Annotated in this window: 11 protein-coding genes and 1 pseudogene; 7 read left to right on the plus strand and 5 right to left on the minus strand. The window is 62.1% G+C overall.

The annotated features are described in order from the left end of the window. Positions 1-18 precede the first annotated feature (18 nt). From HMPREF9153_RS12990 to nudC, 3 genes and pseudogenes are all read left to right on the plus strand, one after another. Positions 19-1,722 (plus strand): annotated as a pseudogene (locus tag HMPREF9153_RS12990) (RecB family exonuclease); the annotation flags it as partial. Next, positions 1,719-4,967, plus strand: a complete 3,249-nt coding sequence (locus HMPREF9153_RS07965; protein ID WP_004811078.1) for an ATP-dependent DNA helicase — start codon at positions 1,719-1,721, stop codon at positions 4,965-4,967. The pseudogene HMPREF9153_RS12990 and the gene HMPREF9153_RS07965, both read left to right, overlap by 4 nt. A gap of 133 nt (positions 4,968-5,100) precedes the next feature. Further along, on the plus strand, positions 5,101-5,889 hold the full coding sequence (gene nudC / locus HMPREF9153_RS07970; RefSeq protein WP_275433910.1) for an NAD(+) diphosphatase: 789 nt from the start codon (positions 5,101-5,103) through the stop codon (positions 5,887-5,889). Between the two features lie 31 nt (positions 5,890-5,920). On the opposite strand, the gene recD is transcribed toward nudC, so the two are convergent. Genes recD through HMPREF9153_RS07985 form a run of 3 tightly spaced genes read right to left on the minus strand, consistent with a single transcriptional unit; the run spans position 5,921 to position 14,170 of the window. Then, complete coding sequence (gene recD / locus HMPREF9153_RS07975; protein ID WP_004811082.1) at positions 5,921-7,789, minus strand: exodeoxyribonuclease V subunit alpha; 1,869 nt, start codon at positions 7,787-7,789, stop codon at positions 5,921-5,923. Next, on the minus strand, positions 7,782-11,015 hold the full coding sequence (locus tag HMPREF9153_RS07980; protein ID WP_004811084.1) for a UvrD-helicase domain-containing protein: 3,234 nt from the start codon (positions 11,013-11,015) through the stop codon (positions 7,782-7,784). The genes recD and HMPREF9153_RS07980 overlap by 8 nt, the downstream gene beginning before the upstream one ends. Further along, complete coding sequence (locus tag HMPREF9153_RS07985) at positions 11,012-14,170, minus strand: exodeoxyribonuclease V subunit gamma (protein ID WP_004811086.1); 3,159 nt, start codon at positions 14,168-14,170, stop codon at positions 11,012-11,014. Before HMPREF9153_RS07985 ends, HMPREF9153_RS07980 begins: the two co-directional genes overlap by 4 nt. Positions 14,171-14,334: 164 nt before the next feature. On the opposite strand from HMPREF9153_RS07985, the gene HMPREF9153_RS07990 reads away from it, so the two are divergent. Continuing rightward, on the plus strand, positions 14,335-16,416 hold the full coding sequence (locus HMPREF9153_RS07990; protein WP_171023476.1) for an ATP-dependent DNA helicase UvrD2: 2,082 nt from the start codon (positions 14,335-14,337) through the stop codon (positions 16,414-16,416). Here HMPREF9153_RS07990 and HMPREF9153_RS07995 read toward each other — a convergent pair. Then, complete coding sequence (locus HMPREF9153_RS07995) at positions 16,374-17,339, minus strand: hypothetical protein (protein ID WP_370882830.1); 966 nt, start codon at positions 17,337-17,339, stop codon at positions 16,374-16,376. The genes HMPREF9153_RS07990 and HMPREF9153_RS07995 overlap by 43 nt on opposite strands. A gap of 126 nt (positions 17,340-17,465) precedes the next feature. Between HMPREF9153_RS07995 and HMPREF9153_RS08000 the strand changes: the two genes are divergently transcribed. Further along, the gene (locus HMPREF9153_RS08000; protein WP_004811094.1) at positions 17,466-18,089 is read left to right on the plus strand and encodes a M48 metallopeptidase family protein; all 624 of its coding nucleotides are present in this window, start codon (positions 17,466-17,468) and stop codon (positions 18,087-18,089) included. Here HMPREF9153_RS08000 and HMPREF9153_RS08005 read toward each other — a convergent pair. Next, the gene (locus tag HMPREF9153_RS08005; protein WP_036901859.1) at positions 18,077-19,438 is read right to left on the minus strand and encodes a zinc-dependent metalloprotease; all 1,362 of its coding nucleotides are present in this window, start codon (positions 19,436-19,438) and stop codon (positions 18,077-18,079) included. The genes HMPREF9153_RS08000 and HMPREF9153_RS08005 overlap by 13 nt on opposite strands. Before the next feature lie 85 nt (positions 19,439-19,523). Here HMPREF9153_RS08005 and HMPREF9153_RS08010 point away from each other — a divergent pair, with 85 nt between their 5' ends. Then, on the plus strand, positions 19,524-20,672 hold the full coding sequence (locus HMPREF9153_RS08010) for a YlbL family protein (RefSeq protein ID WP_004811097.1): 1,149 nt from the start codon (positions 19,524-19,526) through the stop codon (positions 20,670-20,672). Continuing rightward, positions 20,669-21,232 (plus strand): PPA1309 family protein, encoded by a 564-nt coding sequence (locus HMPREF9153_RS08015; protein WP_171023475.1) that lies wholly within the window; start codon positions 20,669-20,671, stop codon positions 21,230-21,232. The genes HMPREF9153_RS08010 and HMPREF9153_RS08015 overlap by 4 nt, the downstream gene beginning before the upstream one ends. Positions 21,233-21,328 lie beyond the last annotated feature (96 nt).

Here is a 21,328-nt window from a genome sequence, read left to right on the forward strand (position 1 = left end):
GCTCACGATGACAGCGATGTGACCACCGTGCCTCCAGGACTACGAGTTCTGGTTGAGCCGCTTGCCGCCTTGGTCCGGCGAGTTCAACTCTCGGCAAGCCTTTTGCGCCTCGGTGGCACGTGCCATGAGGCGTTGTGGGCCTTGTGGCAGGGCAGCTCATGGGCGTCCGCCCTGCGTCGTCGCGCCTTGGCCGGGGATGCATCAGCTGATCGTGATCTCGACGGCCTGTGTTCTCTCTTCGACATGGCAGAGGCAGCCCGCACCATGGCTGGTGTGTCGGGAGGACGTCGCCTCATCGACATGGTCAGTCGAGAGCAGATTCCAGCAGACCGCGCTCGTGAATCTGATGAAGATCGCGATGGGGTCACCGTCGTCACTGCTCACCGTGTCAAGGGAAGAGAATTCAGCGTGGTGGCGGTCTGCGGACTGGAAGAGAGCAACTGGCCTGCCGACAACCACACCGGTTCCCTGGTCGCTGCAGACAGATGGTCTCCGGACGGTCCCGTGACGGTTCCTGGATGGTCGGAAAACCTTCGTGCCGAGACCAGGCTGTTACTTGTGGCGTGTTCGCGCGCGAGAGATCAATTACTGTTGTGCTCAGTCGAGTCTCCGGATGAAGGCATCCGCCCATCCGGGGTGTTGACGGGGATTCCACACCTCGAGGACAGCGTGAACGTCCTGAACTTCGCCGGCCTTACCGAGCTCGTTGGCGAACTGCGTCGAGTTGTCGCGGACGAGACCGAGTCGCCAGGGGTACGGGTCCAAGCTCAGGAGCTTCTGGATGATTTGCGTGGTGAAGAGCACCACGGACGGCCTCTCGTGCCACAAGCTGACCCGCAAACCTGGTGGCGTGAGGGTGCCCCTCGTCAGGCTGATGTCACCGGTGAGATCGAGTTGGGCGCCTCGCACATTGGAGAATTGCTCACCTGTCCGAGACGGTGGTTCATGACTCGTCGTGCCGGAGCCAGCAACGGTGCTGCCCTCAGGGCAAGTATCGGTACCCTTGTCCATCGGATCTGTGCGGAGAACATGGATCGATGGTCCCTGCCCGGAGCACTGGCTGAGTTGGAGGAGTCGTGGCCGGACATCGAATTGACCGCGGAGTGGCAGCAAGAGGCCGAGCTCGACGATGCAAAAGCTGCGCTTAAGCGTTTTGACGGGTGGTTGGCTTCGCGTGATCGAGATCTCATCGGTGCTGAGGTGCGTGTCGATGGCACGATCAAGGTTCCGTCCGGTGTGGCTCGAGTACGTGGAAGCATAGACCGGCTCGAACGAGACGCAGAAGGCGCCTGTTATGTGGTGGATCTCAAAACTGGGACAAGCAAGTCTCCTGAAACGAAGAACTCCCATCACCTACAGATCGGTGTCTACCAAGCCGTCGTCGCCGCCGGTGGAGTCGCGAGTCTTGGGAAGGCGTCGGTGAGCGGCGCGGAATTGGTCCATCTTCGGATTGGGGCGGGCAAGGGACAGGCAAATGCGAAGATCGACCGCCAGAGTGGGCTTTCGGACGTTCCCTGGCCCAACGGCACGGAGCCAGTTGATGGTTGCCAGAACTGGATCGAGGCGAGCGTTGACAAGGCCGTCAAGGTCGTCAAGTCTGGTGAGTACACCGCGATTGCGAACAAGGGTTGCGGTCATTGCCCAGCGAGGGCCGGATGCCCGGCCTTGGTCCCGAAGGACTCCTCGACTGCAGTACCTCGACAGCACGGGAGGGCCTCATGACGGAGTCGACTGACGAGATCCGGAACGATGACGTCGACATTGCATCTCTGCTTGGGATCCCCATCTCAGCTGAACAGCAGAGGGCTGTCACGGCACCGCTCAAACCGTGCGTCGTCATTGCTGGAGCAGGTACGGGTAAGACGACAGTGATGGCGGCCCGGGTGGTCTGGCTTGTCGCCGGTGGGCTGGTCAGGCCGGAGGAAATCCTGGGCTTGACGTTCACCAACAAGGCCACATCCGAATTGTCGGAGCGGATCGAGAAGAACCTCACCAGTGCAGGCTTACTGACCCCGGAGCAGCCCAGGCCCACAGTGGCGACGTACGACAGCTTTGCCGGAACTCTGGTAGCCGACTACGGGGCGTGGGATGGGATAGACACGGGTGCTCATCTCATCACAGGAGCGAGGGCGTATCAGTTGGCCACGGAGGTTGTGTCAGAGTTGGACAGGCCACCGTTGGTGGGCACCCATCTGACGCCGACGTCGATTGCTCAAGCGGTGGTGTCACTGGCCGGAGCGATGTCCTCACACGATGCGAGTGAGGATACGGTGCGAGCTGCGGATGCTCGTTGGCGTCAGATGCTTGTCGATGCACCGACACGACGCGATGGGGAGCAGTACGCCAGTGTGAAGAAGAACCTTCTCACGGTGGACGAACGTGAGGACCTACTCGATCTGGTCAAGGCTTACCGGGATCTCAAACGGCAGCGCGGATTCGTCGAGTTCGGCGATCGCATGCTGCAGGCCCTGCACCTCGTCGCACATCATCCACGGGTCGGGCAGGAATTGAGGGCCCGATACCGTGTCGTTCTTCTCGACGAGTATCAGGACACATCGTCGGCGCAGGCTGATCTGTTGGCTGCCCTCTTCTCGGGGCCGGATGCTGATCACGGGATGGGTCATCCGGTGATGGCTGTCGGTGATCCGTTGCAGGCCATTTACGGATGGCGTGGAGCGGCCGCGAGCAACATCTTGGATTTCCACCGGCGGTTTCCTGATGAGACGGGTCGCCCTGCGACCATGTTGTCCCTGGCCACGAATCGACGATGTGCCAATCAGATCATTGACGCCGCGAACGTGGCATCCGAGGAGTTACGGGAGTCGCTGGCATCGTCCATGGAATCTGTCGACGACAGCGCGGCCGAGGACCGCGTGGAACTCGCGGTGGGGATGCCTCTCGTCGCTCCAGAGGGGAACCGTCGAGGGGACGTCGGTGTTGCCGCATACCCGACCTGGGTTGATGAGTGCCGTGCGTGTGCCGACATGCTGGTGGAGGCCAAAGAACGTGGGGCAATCACACGGTGGTCCGATGCCGCAATCCTGGTCAGACGCAACGGCGACATTGCCGACCTCTACGATGCGCTGAGCTCTCGTGACATCTCGGTGAGAGTGGCAAACCTCTCCGGGTTGTTGTCTCTGCCGGATGTTGCCATGGTGGTGGCTCATCTTCGTCTGCTCGTCGATCATCATGACGATGCAGCCATGACGACCCTGCTCGCTGCCCCTCGATTCGGGTTGGGAACGGACGATCTTGCTTGGGTTCACCGACGGGCACGGACCTTGGCCAAGACACAGGCGGAGGCTGACGGCCTGGATCCCAAGGATGTTGACGTCCATCTCGTCGACGCTGTCATGGAAGGTCTACCGGTAGGCGATGAACGGGTGCGATCTGCACTCAAGCGTCTTGCTGCGGAGATCGTCGAGGTTGAGGTCCATCAGGGGGACAGCCCCGACGACCTGATCCTGCGCATCGAAACAATTACCGGGCTCGTGGACGACATGGCTGCCGACGACCCAGGTCGTGGCTTGGCCCGTCGTGACCAGCTCGACGAGTTGTGGGACGCAGTACGAGAGGTGCGTCGGAGCGACCCCGACATGACGATCGCGGGGATCGTCGCATGGCTGGCAGCCGAGGAGGACCATGGGCATGGCCTTGCCCGAGCCTCCGCAGACCGCAGCGATGCCGTGACGATATCGACCGTTCACGGGGCCAAGGGACTGGAATGGCCGTTCGTGATCATTCCTGACATGGCCCAAGGCGTGTTCCCATCGGAGCTGAGTCCGGATAATTTCGTGACCGTGGCCGCTGTCCTGCCATCCTTCGCCAGGGGAGATGCGAGTGAGATCAACCATCCCGTTTCCGGAGGTGAGGCCGATGCCAAGGAATACGTCGCGGCCCTCAAGGACGATTCACGATGGTCAGAGGCCAGGCTGGCCTATGTGGCCCTGACGAGAGCCAAAGAACGCTTGATCGTGTCATGGCACAAATGGGACTCACGACGACAAGGTTGTTACAGACCCGGCCAGTACGCAGATCTCCTTGCCACCATGCTCGATGTGACGTGGCCAGAGCTTGGCGAGCGACCTGAGGCCAGTACCCAGGACGGGACTCCATGGCCGGTGTTCGCCGATGAGAGCGCCATCCCATGGACCAGCACCAAGATGCCTGACGGTGTTGATCTACCAGCTGTTGATGATCCCAAGGACGCCGATCGGGTGGCATCGTGGCGGTCCGACGCGCAGGCCTTGGTGGCTGATGCTCGACGTCGGCGCGATGACAGCGACCATGCGGTCATTCCGCCGAGACTGACCACCTCTCAGATGGTGAGGCTCCACGCCAATCCACAGGCGTTCCGGGAGGAACTGCGACGTCCGATGCCTCGACCTGCAGACAGGGGAGCCGGTATCGGAACGGCATTCCACGAGTGGGTGAGCCAACGCCTCGCCCCGACCGAGCCGATCCCGCTCCTTGACATCGAAGAGATCGACGAATCTGAGGAGGACAGCCTGGAGGTCGAGGGTAGTGCGGTGACGGAGTCGGCCGGGGGCCACGCACTGCGAACCCTTCGCCAGGCTTTCGAGGAAAGTCGGTGGGCAGACGCGACAGTCCTCGCGGTGGAGAGGTCTTTCGTCATGACGATTGGGAACACCGTCGTCCGTGGACGTCTTGACGCGGTGGTGGCCGACCCCGATCATCCCGGCGATGAACTGGTCATTGACTGGAAAACCTCGCGGCCACGGTCGGCTGACCCGCTTCAGTTGTCCATCTATCGGTTGGCATGGGCCCAAGCCCGAGGGATCGATCCGTCTCGGGTGCGAGCGGTTTTCCATCATGTCGGGGCCAACGAGACCATCACCGCAGAACCATTGTTGGATGCTGATCAGGTGGCTGCGATTTTGGAGGGTGCGGAGGACGAATCCGATATGTCGTCCAGCAAGTCTCGGCCCTCGGCTCGTTCGCGATGACCGGGATTACAGTGACAACGTGACTGGGATCAGCGAGACGCGCATCGTGGCTCGACCCATATTGGATCGGTGCCATGCAGACCGGGACGACGACGAGGCGAATCGAGCTCGGTGGAAGGATCCGATGGCCCGATTGTTGCTGATCGATCCGCATGACAAGGTCGTGATGTCCAACGGACGCGTGGCAACGGTTCCAACTGAGGGGGATCGGGACGACCAGCGCGACCTGTTCCTGGGCGTCGTCGGTGGAGTGCCGTGGTTTGCCCGGCGGAACGGTGAGCCGCGTACAGAAGCTTGCAGCTTGCGCACCGTGGACCTTGACCCGACTGATCGTGAAGTGGTGATGGCAGCGGTTGCAGCTCTCGCATGGCACGAGAGCAAGCCGACTTGCCCCCGGTGTGGGGAACCGACACGCATCACGAACGGCGGTCCGGCTCGGATCTGTGCCCATGGTCACCAGGTCTTCCCGCGTACCGACCCGGCGATCATCGCTGCGGTACTGGACGCCGAGGACCGCATTGTGCTGGCTCGGCAACACTCCTGGGCTCCTCATCGTCGGTCCCTTCTGGCCGGGTTCGTCGAAGCGGGGGAACCAGCGGAACATGCCTTGGTCCGCGAAGTTGCTGAGGAGACGACCCTGAGTATCACCGCTGCTCGGTATGTCGGCTCACAGTCATGGCCTTTCCCGCGGTCACTCATGTTCGGTTACGTCGCACGAGCAGCCGGAACGATCGACGTGGGCCACGACGAGCTGGCAGGGGCTGATTTCCTCACCCGCGACGAGGTGTCCGATCAGGTTGAGTCCGGTCGGTTGCAGCTGCCACCGACCTTGTCGATTGCCAGAGCTCTCATTGATGCATGGTTGGCACATCGGCTTCCGGAACCTGAGAGCGGGCTCGACTTGTCGTCTCCGCTGAGGTGAGCGACCGCAAGTTCTTCGGCAACTGCTCTGGTCACAGTGAGCGAGTCTCCTCCCACCGACGCTGGATACCAGACCGGCGGTCATTGGTCCGATCAATGGCCCGCTCCACGGACTCCTTCATCCCGACAACCGTGAGGTGCTCACGAGCACGAGTAATCGCCGTGTAGAACAACTCACGGGTGAGGAGCGGGGAATCCGGGGGCGGCAAGATCACCGTGACATTGGTGAACTGACTGCCCTGGGCCTTGTGGATCGTCATCGCCTGCAGAGGTTGCAGAGATGGGATGAGGGAACAGGGCAAGCGCCGAGGGGCCCCGCCAGGTCCGGGAAGAGCTACGGTCGGAACAGGTCGCGTCTCCACGACAACTCCACAGTCGCCATTGTTCACGCCCAGCTGAGCGAGATTGTGTGTGACCATGGCAGTTTCACCGAGCGCCCATCGGCTCTGATCGACTCCGGGAAGGACATCGGCGAGGACAGAAACCATGCGTTGCGACCACTCGTCGACGCCATATGGTCCTTCCCGATGGGCGCACAGCAAGCGATGGCCATCCACGAGTTTGAGGGCAGCGGCGTCGGAGCCCGACCGGGCCAGCTCGAGCATCTGCGATCCCGTCTGTGCGATGACGTCCGCGACAGCTGGAAGGTCAGCCATGGTGATATTGGCGGGATCGGCGTCGATCCAGGAAATGCTCGGCAGGACGGAGCTCGGCCTTGACGCATCATGGTCGGGCTGAGACCTGGTGAGCACCTCCAAAGCGGTTTCCTTGGCGCCCTCACGAACGGCTTCCGACAGATCCGCGATGTCGCCTCGCGACCGGTGGTTGCGAGTGAGGATCGTGACAGGCAGACGTGTATCGAGGGTGCCGGCTGACGACACAATGTCTGCCAGAACACTTCCGGCGTCCACCGAGACGAGCTGGCCCGGGTCTCCCACCAGGATGAGGCGAGTCCCGGTCCCAATAGCGGCGAGGAGGCTGGCCGCCAGTGGGAGGGAGAGCATGGACGCCTCGTCGACGACGACCACTCCGAAGGGAAGCTGGTGCTGCTCGTCGTAGCCAAAGGATGTCCCTGGCCCCTGCCACTTCAAGAGGGAATGGACGGTCGTGGCATCAGCGACGATGGGGCTGAGATCGTCAGGCATGCGCTCTGATACCTCTGACACCGAGTCGCGAAGTCGGGCCGCTGCTTTGCCGCTGGGGGCCGCGAGGGCAATGGCACCGAGGTGAGGATCCGCCTTCTGAAGTGATGCCAGGAGGGTGCACACTGTCGTCGTCTTGCCTGTTCCAGGTCCACCAGCAAGAACACTGATCCTGTGAGTGATGGCGGCAACAGCAGCCTGGGCCTGAGCCGGATCCAACGTGATTCCGGAGGATGCAAGAGCAGCGCTGACCTCTGACACGATCTGCTCGGCGGGCACGGGTCCCTGGCTGGGGGGGTCTGCGGCGAGTGAGGCCAAATCGCGAGCGACATCGTGCTCAGCCTGCCAGTACTTCTCAAGGTAGAGCAGGCCATCGTCCAAGCGAGCCGGCAATTGGTTGAGTGGATCACCACGGCCCGCGATGATGGGGCTCTCCGCAAGGGCAGACAGCCATTCTCTCGGTTCGGGCCATTCCAAGTCGTCAAAGAGCGCAGCCTGCTCGCTGTCGTTGATGTCCGGGATGGCTGGGTCGAGAACCTGACGTCGGATGGACTCGGCGATCTCGTGGGGGTCCCAGAACACCGACCCTCGACGCAGCTCACGACACGACAACGCAATGGCCAAACTGACGTCAGCGTTGTGCTCCTCGCCGATACGGCACACCAGGTTGGCAAGGTGGATGTCGCTTGGTTCGAGAACACCGGCGCGGGCGAAGGGCTCCAACCTGGTTCCGGCTCCGACCGGTACGAGTTCAGGCATGGTGACCTCCCAAACACTCGCTGATGGCCTCGACGAGTTCCGGCTTTGGATGCCAGGTGAACACTCCCTGCGGCATCCCCATCTCCGGAGCTGGGCGACCGGCCATCCCTCGAACGAAGAGATACCCAATCGGACCGAGGTGACGGGCAGGGTCGTACCCGGTAAGGCTCGCCGAGAGGAAACGATGCAGGGCAGCCGAATACAACAGTCCCTGAAGGGGATAGTGAGAGCTGAACATCATGGCGCGCATGGTGTCGGTGTCGTACATGTCGGCCCGAAGTTTCCGAGCGCCGGGAACCCGATTCGTCTTGTAGTCGACCACGAGGTGGCGTCCATCCGGTCGTCTCAGGACGGCATCAATCGAACCGGTGAGGAACCCTCGCAGAGTCTGGTCACTGTTGGGTATGTGGGCCAGGGCGTCCCCATAACCATTGATCGGATCGTCAGATGGCACCAAACCTGGATCCCTGAGCAGAGCTGCCAGATCGGCCATCGTCGCTGCCAGACCAGATTGGGACATCGCCAACTCGAAGTTCATCTCCGCGAGTCGGTCGTCGGGGGAGAAGCTCGACAAGGACATGCCCGGCGCCAGGTCGCCAAGATCAGTCCGCAGAACCTGTTCCAAGCCGTTGGCAAGATCTGTTGCAGGGACGTCCGGCAATGGCGTGGTGCGCAGAGTTCTGCGGGTGATCGCGAGGACCTCGTTGAACAAATCCGCAGAACCGGTGTCGACGTATTCAAGGACTGTGTGTACCAGGGTGCCGAAGGAGGTGCCGCCTGGGAGTCCGCAGAGGCCTGGTGCAGTGGTGTCGGGGGACTCGTCGTCCTCAGGTTCGTCAGTCAAAGTGGTCGGCAGAGGAGCGAGGACGGAGCCATGAAGCTCGGCAGTCAATCCCGAGTACGAGGTTCGGACGAAGTCGAGGTCGAGGGGTCGTGTCAGAGAACGAGGAGCCGCAATGCTCCGATGCTCGGCGTCCGATGCTCGAGTGAGCTGTTTCTGATTTGCGGGTGCAATGGCTGTCGTGACTGGCCCTGAGTTGAGCCAGGGGAGGGTACCGGGATCAGTTCCGGCCCTGCCAAGGCTGAGTTCGCCAGTGGAACGGTCCATCTCGACCAGACGTTGGAAGGCCGACCATCGATTGCGTCGTGAGCATGGAGACCACCACAACCGAACGGCTGATCGAGCTCGGGTGAGAGCGACGTAGAGAAGTCGCAGATTCTCGCCACGCTCATCCTCCTCGTGGTTCTCAATCGCCATGGTGCGATCAATCCCCTGGGAGGAAATGTCGAGTACTCGGCGCTGCCCGTCATGCCAGACAACCGGCCCGCTGATGTTCTTTCTCGGCGCCCATCCATTGGCGATGTCAGGCAGCAGGACGACGGGGAACCCCAACCCCTTCGCCTCATGAATGGTCATGACGTTGACGGCCTGATGGTCGCTGTCGAGACGACGGGGGTCATCGTCACCAGCTCGTCGTTGCTGATCGCGTATCCATCCGGCAGTTGCCATCGGCGTCAATCTGGCCTCGGCAGCCGCGGTGTGGGCCTTTTGAGCGACCTGGCGGAGGTCGGTGACGTATCGCTCGCCCCCGCTCATGCTGACTAGACGATCCAACACCCCTGGTCGGTGGAGGGCCGCTTCGACGGTGCCCCACACTCCGATGCTGGGCCACACGCTCGCCCAACGGGCCACGTCGATGGCGAGGTCGGAACGCACCCTTGAATCCGATGCCGCGAGGTCAGCAGGGGTTGCACCAATGAGGTCAGACAGGCACAACCGGGTGCGCAGCCTCTCGTCAGTGTTGTCGAGAGCTTCCAGGAGAATGACGAGATCCTCGGCGGCCTGGGAAGACCACACCGGTGATGCTCCGGAGAAGACAGCGGGCTGATTGGCCCGTGACAAGGCAGCAGCGATCTCCGCACCTCTCCTGCGCGTCCTGACGAGGATGGCGATGTCGTTGGGGCGAAGTGGCCTGTCCTGCTCATCCTCGTCATGGATGATCGTGCCGCCTTCCAGCATCATGATGACTTGATTGACGAGATCCTCGGTGACGAGGCGATCCGAGGTCGTGGCATCCAGTTGCCCGTCGAGAGGGGCTTGGAGACAACGGATTTGGAATGGTTGTGACCAGCTGTACCGGTGAGTCTGCGAGGTCCCAGTGCCGATTCGTGACGTCGGGTGACGAGCGGTGACCGATTCCATGGCGATCCCGCGTCCTAGCTGTGCGTTGCCGAAAAGGGTACTGATCGCCTCGACGATGGGCTTGTCCGCCCGGTAGTTGACGTCGAGATGGAGGACGTGCTCAGCGGAATTCGCGGCGTCCTGATAGGCGTAGATGTCGGCGCCGCGAAATGCATAGATGGACTGTTTGGGATCTCCGATGAGCCACAAGTTGCTGTGTCCGTGAAATGACCGGTGCAAGATTTCCCACTGGAGAGGATCTGTGTCCTGGAACTCATCAATCATGACCAGGGAGAAGCGCCGTGCCAACGTCGCACATGCCATCGGGCCACGTACCGGATTTCGCAGTGCTCCGACAAGATCTCCGATGAGGTCGTCAAAGGTATGTATTGCTCGCTTTCGCGAGCGCTTTCGTACCTCGTCACGCACGGACATGGCCCAGCCAACATCGGGCGACATGGCTTCCACATCTGTCGCGATCGGCACCTCGCCATACCTGACGGCAACGTCCCTGGACAGATCCCGCTTGTCAAGGACAGAAGGAGGTCGGTCAGCATCGAGATGTCGAGCCAGATAAAAGTCGTCAGACACCTCGTTGGCCACTGGAGTGAGGTCGGCCATCAGGACTGACGACGGGTCGTGGTCTGACAGGACTCCCAACTCGGCGAGCATTCGGGAGGCGAACTCGTGGGTGGTCGTGATGACGGCCCGGTCGAAGGAGTCGAGGGCCGCCTCCACACGTTTCAACCCTTCTGCGCCGAGGCTCATCACGGAGTCATCGCAGGCGTCTGCAGACTTCCGGCGACCCGCGAGCAGGGATGCGGTGCTGACAAGGCGTTCATACACTCGGCCACGCAGCTCCCGAGCTGCCGATCGGTTGAAGGTGACCAGGAGGAGATTCTCGATGTTCACCATTCCGGTAGCGATCGCTTTGGCGCACACCGCCGAGATCGTCCAGGTTTTCCCAGTTCCCGCGCTCGCAGCCAACAGGACCGTTCCCTGAGGTAGCGGATCAACGATGTTGAATGAGGCCTTCGTCGTCATGCCATACTCCCGGGATGAGCGAATCGAGCCATCGAAGGTGGTGAGAATCCAGTACCTTGCGATGCCCGAATGATGGGGTCGAACAACCACCCGGAAAGCTCCTCAAGAGTGGTGCCGAGTTCATGACAGCGGGTGATCAGCTCGGTGACGTCAGTGCCCAGGAATGCTGCCCAGTTTGGATCACGCTCCCGGGACCACTGCACTTGCAGTGCACTGGCGCCGGTGCGGTAGTCATTGCGAGCCATGGGAGACAGGCCTACCAGGGCATGGGCTAGTTTGACGGGTAGGGGGATGAACTGCTGGTTGCTCCACCATGCCAGACGTGCCAGACCGGCGAGAACCCCGCGTGCGTGTTCGGGGTCCGGAGCCACCATCCTTCGAACCCCGTCGCTCGAGACCAGAGTCCCGAACCATCCGACCTCGTCAGTGGCAATGGCGACCGCGAGGAGGTCAACCCACAGATCAAGTATTGGCCTGGCATTCGCACGTGTCGCGACAGCATGAACGATCTGATTGTTCCTCACGCCGACACGGCCTCGCAGTGAGACCACATGCATCGGATCAACGATGAGACCATCAGGCCACGTCAATGGCGGGTTGTCACCGTCAATGAGATCAAGGTTGATTTCTATGAATCGTTCATCGTGACCACCACGAAGTTCCTTGGCCGTCTGCGAAATACGCATCGCATCGTCTGCCAAGGAACTGACGATTCGCTGCCCCAAGCGGCCTGGGGGAGTTGACCCGCGCAAACGCTCGGCGTTGATGGCATCTTCTGGGTTCGAACCATGTTCGAGGTCCGCGAGTATCCGAGAACGGATCCAGTACTTGTCCAACGATGTCGGGGCAAGGGGGAGGTCGACTGGCAACTCCGTGTTTCTCTCGTTGGCTGGCGCACCTGCCCGTGCCCGGAGCAATGTCCGAGCGGGGTGAGACAGCGCCAGGGTGAGATCGGTTGGCGACATCCGTGATTCGGGAAGCTCCGTCACCGGTGGTAGGACAACGCGTTCACGACGTCGCTGCGAACCAGGCTGGCATCGTGCCGCGTGGGCTGCGGTGTGATCGAAACCGCGCCACCATACACCGTTTCCATCGCAGAACTCATCAGGCGAGAAGGGCTGCAAACCGTGATCGACGGAGCGGGCAGTGACGGACCTCATCTCCAGTGACTGCGTGAGGGTCGTTGTGAATGGGCCAGGCAGGACGGCCAGGTTGGTCACAGCGTTTCGAGCCTGTCGCACGACGATGAGGCGGCTCCTTGCCGACAGAGCAACGTCAAGTAGGTCCTGGCGTGCTCTCGCAGTCGGGTCAAGGCAGTCATCGCGCAACCCTTGAAGCTGGTCGGTCCGAATGACGTCTTGATCAGGGTCAACGACGATGACGACTTGATGATCAATGGGAGAAAGGTCCCCGGGACGACAAACGTGAAGCGAACCGTCGAACCATGTGTGACGACCGTGATGTGTGCGCGACAACCAGATCAGAAGATCAATGATCTCCTGGCGATCGAAAAGTCGATTCTCGGCAGCCACGTCAAGACCGGTCAGAAGGGAGAGGGTGTCAAGGACCGATCGCGGAGCATCGCTGGGCGCGGCGGTGAGGTTGTCGACGATGTCGCTGATGCGAGTCAACCACGTGGTGATTGGCGCGGGTGCCTCGGTGTCCAGAAACGCCTTGCGTAATCGCGATACCAGTTCGGCCAGCTTCCCGACCACTGGGATCGTGGTGGAACCGACGTCAGTAATGGGTGTGACGGTACCGAGGTGGGTGGGAGGAGCCGACGACATCGCGATGGCGAGCACCATGCGCTCGATTCCGGCCAACCAAGTCGACTGCCTGATGCGACCCAGCCCGGCAACCTCACGAGCCGCTGGATCAATTCCCCATCGGATGTCGGCCTGGCTCACCAGCCGTTCAATGGTTTCCTGGTCATCGTCGGAGAATCCGAAACGTGCCCTCACAGCCGGCATAGCGCACAGATTGAGGAGATCTTGCCCAGTCGCGCGAGAAGACGCCAGACCAAGGACGGTTGTGACGGCTTCGGTCACCGGATTGACGCGATCCTGGGGAGGGGGAGTCGTGAACCGGATTTGGTTGGCCGGATGACTGACATCCGCCATGGTGCTTGCGGACAACAGGTGCGCGGTATCCTGACGCCCCGAACAGACGATGACGACGTCCCTTGGCTGAACCGTCTCGTCGTCGGCAAGAACTGCGCAGACGATGTCGCGGATGACCTCTGCCTGACGGTCCGGCCCATGGCAGTTGTGGATCTCGACGGGGGCTAACTCGTCGCCTGGAGCGCCCGGGGCTTCACTCGTCGCCGGAAGCAATGATGCGGTCCACCTCGTGGTCGTCGTGGTGCGCAGGCGGTCGAAGGTGCGCCACGGATCGTCATGTCCAATGGCGTGGTCGAGGTGGACGATCGTGATGGTGCGTGATGCTGCTAGTGCTTCGGCCAGCTCGACGTCATGATGGGGCAGAGCCGTCGATGAGAACCACACGATGGGTGCACCGGAGGAGGTTTCTTGGCCTCGCAGTGCGTTGACCAACATCTCGTGTCTGGTCACCGGATCGGCAACGGAGCAGGAATCGGCGAGCAGGGCACGCCAGAGTGGGGCCCACCAGGATCGGGCGGGATCCAGGGGGGCACCAGCGAGATCGACGTCATGTCCATCGTCGCGTCCAGGGCCGTGGCCTTGTGCCCAGGTTCGCAACACCTCGTGGGAGTCTCGGGCGAGCGCCGTCAAGGCTTCTGCGGCTTGTCGGGCTGTCGTCCATGATGCACGTGGAATGCCTTGTCGAAGGCTGGCATCGACATGAGCGGAGACGATCTCGAAACCTGGGGAATCAGTCTCGATGATGCGCGCAATGCGTAACGCCAACGGCCCAGGGCGCCACGGATCCTCGTCGCGCCCAATCCCGAGGAGCTGTTCTTCGAGGTGGGTTCGAAGACCGTGGGGCGTGGTCGACTGGATGCCAGCGGCAATGCCATGGCGGCGGGCAAGGGATTGCAGCAGAGCGCGGGAATGGGCGGTGCTGGGTGCTACGAGCAGCGGACGGACGAAAGGGTCCTCAGTGGGTTGCGCAAGGGCCGTCGTCACAGCTTCTCGGACCTGGTGCCAGGTACGAACCACCTTCACCACACCTGCCATCGGGGCACCTCCTCGTGACGACTCGGCCTTGTCCTGAAATGTTGGAGACCGAACTGGTGAGTCAGTCTAGGGCTGCTGTCGGACAGGTTTCGGTGCAGTCGGTGGCACAGGAGCGGAACATCGCGGCGGAACATGCCGTCGCGGAGCTGTCGGTGCGTGCCCCTATGGTGATCGCCGTGAGAACCCAGTCGGCAGATGCGATCCTGGCAGCACTGGATCCTGAGCAGGTCAAGGTTGCTAAGACCTTCGACGTTCCGGTGTGTGTCATCGCTGGTGCCGGAACGGGAAAGACTCGCGCTGTCACCCATCGCATCGCCTACGGAGCCGCGACAGGGAAGCTCGACCCGCGCCGGACCCTTGCGGTGACCTTCACCACCAAGGCCGCCGGCACGATGAAGGGACGACTCGCTGATCTCGGCGTGGTGGGGGTTCAGGCTCGCACCATTCATTCGGCCGCCCTGCGCCAGATCAAGTTCTTCTGGCCGCGCGCCTACAACTGTGAGTTGCCACCGGTGAGTGATTCCAGGTTCTCCATGGTCGCCGAGGCAGCCCGACGCATTGGTCTGGGAAATGACAAGGCACTGGTACGGGACCTGTCCGCCGAGATTTCCTGGGCGAAGGTCTCGAATGTCCCCAACGAACAATATGCAGCCTTGGCGCGAACGGAAGGACGAGTCGTGGCCGGGGTTTCGGCCACCGATGTCGGTAGGGTCCTGGCTGGATACGAAGCGGTCAAACGGGAACGTTGCGTCATTGATCTGGATGACATCCTGCTGTGTGCCGTCGGAATGATGGTCCAGCACCGGGACATCACGGAGGAAATCCGCTCCCGCTATCAGCACTTCGTCGTCGACGAGTATCAGGATGTTTCTCCTCTCCAGCACCGATTGCTCGAGCTGTGGTTCGGCGACCGCAATGATGTGTGCGTTGTCGGGGATCCCCACCAGGCCATTCACTCCTACGCTGGTGCACGTGCTGACTACCTGATGAATTTCGTGGCAGATCATCCGGGTGCGAAACGTATCGACCTGGTCCGGAACTATCGTTCGACCCCGGAGATCATCCGGCTGGCCAATGAGGTTCTCGTCAACCGTATGACCCCGGACGAAGCTCCCGAGCACGGCAGGGGGGTGACCTTGGTTTCTCGTGGCCGGTCGGGTTCCGAACCGGTCTACCAAGCGCTCGGTGACGACTCCTCCGAGGCTTCGGCGATCGCGATGTGGGTGGAATCCCGTCATTCCGCGGGGATTCCGTGGTCTGAGATTGCCGTTTTGTACCGGATCAATTCTCAGGCATCCCACCTTGAGGCGGCGTTCGCCGAGCGGTCCATCCCATACCTGGTCAAGGGATCCGAGCGGTTCTACGAGAGGCGGGAGGTGCGTCGCACTCTCGATGCTCTCGTTCGGATCGTCGCCGATGAACCCGGGGCCGACGCCCTGCCCGCTTTCGATCGCCTTCTTGTTTCGCAAGGGTGGACGACCGCTGCTCCTCAGGGAGAGGGGGAGGTGAGGCAGCGGTGGGAATCGCTGCAGGCACTCCGTGACTTGGCGGCCTCGGCTGTCGAGGAGGGGACGGCAACTCTGGCGGATTTGGCCACTGTGTTCTCCCGGCGAGCTGCCACCCAGGAGGCCCCTGTCGGAGACGGCGTCACCCTTGCGACATTGCACGCGTCGAAGGGTCTTGAATGGGATGTTGTTGCCCTGTACGGGATGAGCGACGCCATGGTGCCGTTCATCATGGCTGAAACTCCCGTCGAGATTGCCTCGGAACGACGTCTGCTCCATGTCGGAGTCACGAGGGCTCGTCGAGACCTGTGGGTTTCGTATTCCTGGTCGGGTTCGGACCGAGACCGTCAGGGTATCTCGCGCTTCCTGCGGGGATTGCCCGGGACCGGAAATGCGTCGACCAAACCCCCACGCCACCGCAAACGTCGCGCCACCGTTGCAGTGTGCTCGGTCTGTGGAGAGGCGTTGACGGCTGCCCGGGATCGCAAACTTGGCCACCACATTGCTTGCGAGGTCGGGGTTGACCCGACACTGGTCGAGCGGTTGCGCGAATGGCGCAGCAAACGAGCGGAGTCGGATCGTGTGCCCGCCTTCGTCATTCTCACCGATGCCACTCTGCTCAGCGTGGCCGAGAAGCGGCCAGATTCGGTGGAGGGACTGCTGCAGGTGCCTGGTATCGGCCGACGCAAGGCCGATCATTACGCAGCTGATCTCATCAAGGTATTGCACGACGCCTCCTGAGGCGGCCAGCAGTGACAACCGGGCTGGGCCGGCACGACGAGACTGCGTTCTCCGGCGTTCGTACGTACCTGGACGGACTTCGCGCGATAGACGTCTGAGTCATCGCGAAGAGCGCCAGCTGTGGCTTCGATCTGGTTCACCAGCCACGCAGTGACGGCCGGATCGTGGCTGTCTCCCGTCGTCGTACGGGCCATCGTCACCCAGTCGGGGTCGTGCGCAGCCAGTGCCATGTCTGCGCAGTGTTGGCATCCGGGGTGGTGATCGTTGATCGGTCCGAGAACACCCCAGCGATGGCGTCCCCAGGCAATGACCGACGGGACGCCGGCTCGATGGCACTGTTCGGCGATGTCACGTCCCCCGAGCAGGGTCCTTGGACAGATCACGACGACGTGAACCACGGGGCAGGACGCCCCGGACACACACCGAAGGTCACGGAAGCTCCCGGGCTGCCGGCCACGCATCCACGTCGTCACCTCGATACGTCGTGCCTCCAGACCGCGGACGATGTCTTGGGAGACGCCGTCATCACTGACAACGGCTACCCGTAGGCCGGTCGGCATCGTCACCATTCCGGACTCGTGAAGGCGACTTGCGACGTCTGCAGGAACATCGACGTGTCCGTCATAGCTTGCTCGCACGCCTCGCAGCCGAAATGATCGACCGTCTGGAGCAAGCAGACGCAATCCGCCCGGTACGGGCGTCCAGGGACAATCAAGTTCAACACGCATGCCCTGAGAATCGCGAAAGGCTTGAAGCGCGGGGAAGGACCAACGAGACGACGGGCAACACGTCAACAATGACGGGCAACACGCTGCCCTTCGCGGACAACACATGTGGGAGTTCGAACAACACTGAATTTCGAACGCCACCTGGCATGTCAGAGCAGGGGATTCGGGGGGACATGGGAACCCCCGGACCATCACGATGTGCCTTCCCCTGCACATCCGAGATCCGGGGGCCGTTCTCAATCTAGGGCAGGTCGGGGTTCTCGTCAACCACGTCGCCCCCAGCAGAACACCGCTTCACCGAAACTGTCCTAACCACCGGGCATGATGGGCCACATGGCTGGCAGGGCGACCACTGACGAGATCATCGCAGCATGCGACGGCAGACCGGAAATCATCATTCGGCGTAGTTCCCGACGTCACCTCACCCTGAGCGCACGGATGGAGGGTACGTCCGTCCTTGTCATGGTTCCCATGGGGATGCGGAAAGCTGACCAGAACCGTCAAGTCATGGAACTGGTCGACAAGGTGACGCGATCCCAGGCTCGACGACGATCCGGTGCGACCTCCGACGAGCTGACGCGTCGTGCCCGTCGGCTGTGTCGGGTCCACCTCGAGCCGCGGGTGGGGCACCCGGTCGAGCCCATCTCCGTGAGGTGGGTGTCGAACCAGAACACTCGGTGGGGATCATGTACCCCGGTGACGGGACAGATCAGGCTCTCAGATCGCATGGTCGGCTTTCCCGACTGGGTCATAGATCATGTTCTGGCTCACGAGCTGTGCCATCTGGTGGAAGCCAATCACAATCGGCGGTTCCACGAGTTGCTCGCAGGATTCCCCAATGCGGAGCGCGCGGAGGGATTCCTCAACGGGTACCAGTGGGCTGTTTCCGGGGGAGTCGATTCCCCAGAACACCAGCCGGACGATCCGTTGGCTCAGCCGTCCTGACCGTGATCGCGCAGCAGCTTCTCCAACTCGGCATCGAGATCATCGCCGCCTTCAGCAATGTCCTGACGGTCGCCTGAGACATAGCCCAGCGGGTCATCGAGGTCGGCGGCGGTAGGCACGATATCGGGGTGGTTCCACACCTGATCGCGTCCGACCGTGCCGCGGGCATCACGCAGTGCCGCCCACAGGTTGGCTGCGTCGCGGACGCGGCGGGGGCGAAGCTCCAGACCGAGCAGGGACTGGAAGAACACCTCGGCGGGGCCAGATGTGGCGCGACGTCGACGCACGGCCTCGGCCAGCTGATCGTGACTGGGAAGCCAGGTGCGGGCGACCTGGGATGTCACCTCGTCGACCCATCCCTCGATGAGGGCGAGCAGGGTTTCCAGGCGCTGTAGGACGCCCTCCTGCTCTGGCGTGCGGGTCGGCTCGAAGAGGCGTCCTTGCAACCGCTCGGACATCTCCTGGGCCTTCTCCGGGGTCAATTGGGACAAGTCATCAATGTCGATGGCGTCCTCGATGGCCGAGGAATCGATGCGAATTTCGCGTGCATAGTGCTCAACTAGGGCCAACAGCTGTGGTCCGAGCCAACTCACCGCATTGAATAGACGCTGACGGGCCGACTCACGCAGCACGAGGTAGAGCTCGACATCTCGTGGATCGAGGTCGAGATCCTTCCATGCCGCGGCGATGTTGGTCGGGAGAAGGACGACCTGCGGTACCGACAAGACCTGGAGACCAATTTCGGTTCCCGTCACCGTCGAGGTCGACAGTTTGCCGAGGCCCTGGGCCAGCTGAGCTCCGTACAGCATGGCTGACATCCGGCGAAGCGCCGGTCCCATCATCTGGGTGAGGGCAGCCATCGGGTCATTGGGACCGCCAGGTGACATCAATCCGGTCATCGCCTCGGTCAGGGAGACCAGCACCGGCTCGACGACAGACTGCCATGAGGAAAAGGTGTGCTCGATCCACTCCGCACGGCTCCAACAGGCAGGTTGTGTGTTGACCTGGGCGAACTCACATTCTCGGTCGAGCCAGCTCTCTGCAAGACGCGATGCGTCGAGCAGAGCACTGCGCTCCTGCTGTCCTGGCGTCGGGTCAGGGCCGTGGGACGCCGTGATGTGGCGGGCCATGTCCTTGATGTGAGACCAGTCGACCGGTCCCTCACTCGGATTGGCTCCGGGCATTCCGAAACCGACCGGTCCGCCTGAGCCGAACATCTGCGACAACTGGGTCATGAAAGAGGTGAGGTCACCATTGGCGGGCAGGCCCAGTTGCTGCATCATGCGGCGCAACTGCTCGGCCATCTCCTCGGGGTCGGGCTGCCCAGGATTCTGGGGTCCGTCATTCATTCCCGTCTCCGTTCGCTTGGCGTGGTGTCTCGCCAAGTCTAGAGCCGTCGCCGTCGTGGAAAAGTGATTGTCCGTTCCGGCTAGCATGGCCACCATGTCCGAGTCGATCACGCCCAATTCACAGGCGCATGACTCCGGCACGCCCGCAGCGACGACCACCGCGGTCGATGTCGAGACCCGTCAAGGGGTGCGTTTCCCCACCCGTTGGACGGCAATCTCGTCGGCTCTTGTCGTGCTGCTGTGCGTGCTGGCCCTGATCCTCGTGCCCATCCCGTTCGTGGCTAGGTCGCCAGGACAGACCGTGGATCTGCTCTCAACGAACGAGCAGGGCAAGCCGATGATCCAGATTGACGGCTTGACGGCTCGCCACAGCGAGGGCGAAATGAGGATGACAACGGTGTCCATCACCCGCGCAGATTCGCGTCTCAGCCTCGCAGAGGCCTTGGTGGACCGCATTCGTCGGGACCATGATGTCTTGCAGCGGGAGGCCATCTATCCGCCAGGCCGCTCTCCTCAGCAGGTCAATGCTGAGGAGTCGTACATGATGGACACCTCTCAGCGTGACGCTGCCGTGGCTGCACTGCGCGCTGCAGGCCAGCCTGTCACTGAGATGCCGATGGTCAACGCCGTCAGTGCGGCTGGTCCGGCTCACGGAAAACTCGAGCCCGGTGACCTCATCGAGAAGGTCGATGGGAAGCCGGTGGCCTCCCTTCTCGACGTCGGCAAGGCGGTTCGCAAGCATGCCGTGGGCGACACCGTGGTGTTCGTGGTGTTGCGGAACTCCACTCGCAAAACGATTGCCGTGACGACGGTCTCATCAGTCAGTGACCGCAGAGCTCCTGCCGTCGGTATCACTGTCGACACTGGATACCGATACGCCCCGACGATCACCTATGGAATCCCGGCGGACATCGTCGGTCCTTCAGCTGGACTTGCCATGGCCCTGTCGATCTATCAAATGGTCGCCCCGAATGACCTCATTGGTTCGCTGCGGATTGCCGGCACCGGAAGCATTTCCCCTGATGGCAACGTCGTTGCCATCGGCGGTGTCCAGGAGAAGATATCCGGTGCCGAGCGGGATGGCGCCAAGATCTTCCTTGTGCCGGCAGGCAACTGCCTGGACATCAGTGGGGTTCAGACCTCGATGCGCCTGGTCAAGGTCTCTAGCCTCAAGGACGCCATCGCGGCCATCCAGAAGATCCGCGCTGGCGGAGCGGGAGTACCACATTGCTGAATGATGAGGACGACAAGATGAGTCAGGACGCCGACAACGTAGGGTCCGAGACACCGTCGGTCAATGACGCCCTCGTAGCATGTCTGGCTGAGATCGAGAGGTTCGTCGGGACATCGAGCTGGGGCGGCCCGCCACGCCTGTTCGCCTTGGTGCGCACCGTAGACCTCATGAAGGCTGAGCCTGCCCTTGCCGGTCAGCTCGCCGTGGGTGGACCAGACAGCCTTTCCAGTATCGAGCAGGACGACTTCCGACCGGGAGAGGATCTGGCCCAGGCCCTCGCCACGACAGCCTGGGGAGAGGCCGTTGACGGGGCGGCCATCTGCGTCGAACGGATCTTCCTGCCCGACGAGTGTGCCAACGAGATTCCGGACGATCCGGACAAGGCTGCGGGTTTCGTCGCTGCTCATCCCCATCGTCAGGAAGTACGTGTCGTGGCCGGTGCGCTGCGTGATGGAAGCCATTACGGCGTGGCCCGTCTCGTCGACCATCCGGAGGATTTGCTCGGATCGGTCAACCTCGTCCCGGCCCTGGAGTCTGCGGTTCTCGGCACCCTGGAGTGACGACCGGTCACGAGATCGTCTCGTGGTCGGTAATGTGCATCGTGTCGGTAGTGTGCCGCGACATCTAGGAGACGATCATGACGGAGCAGCAACCCG

Source organism: Cutibacterium avidum ATCC 25577 (genome assembly GCF_000227295.1).
In the GTDB taxonomy this organism is placed as follows: Bacteria; Actinomycetota; Actinomycetes; order Propionibacteriales; family Propionibacteriaceae; genus Cutibacterium; species Cutibacterium avidum.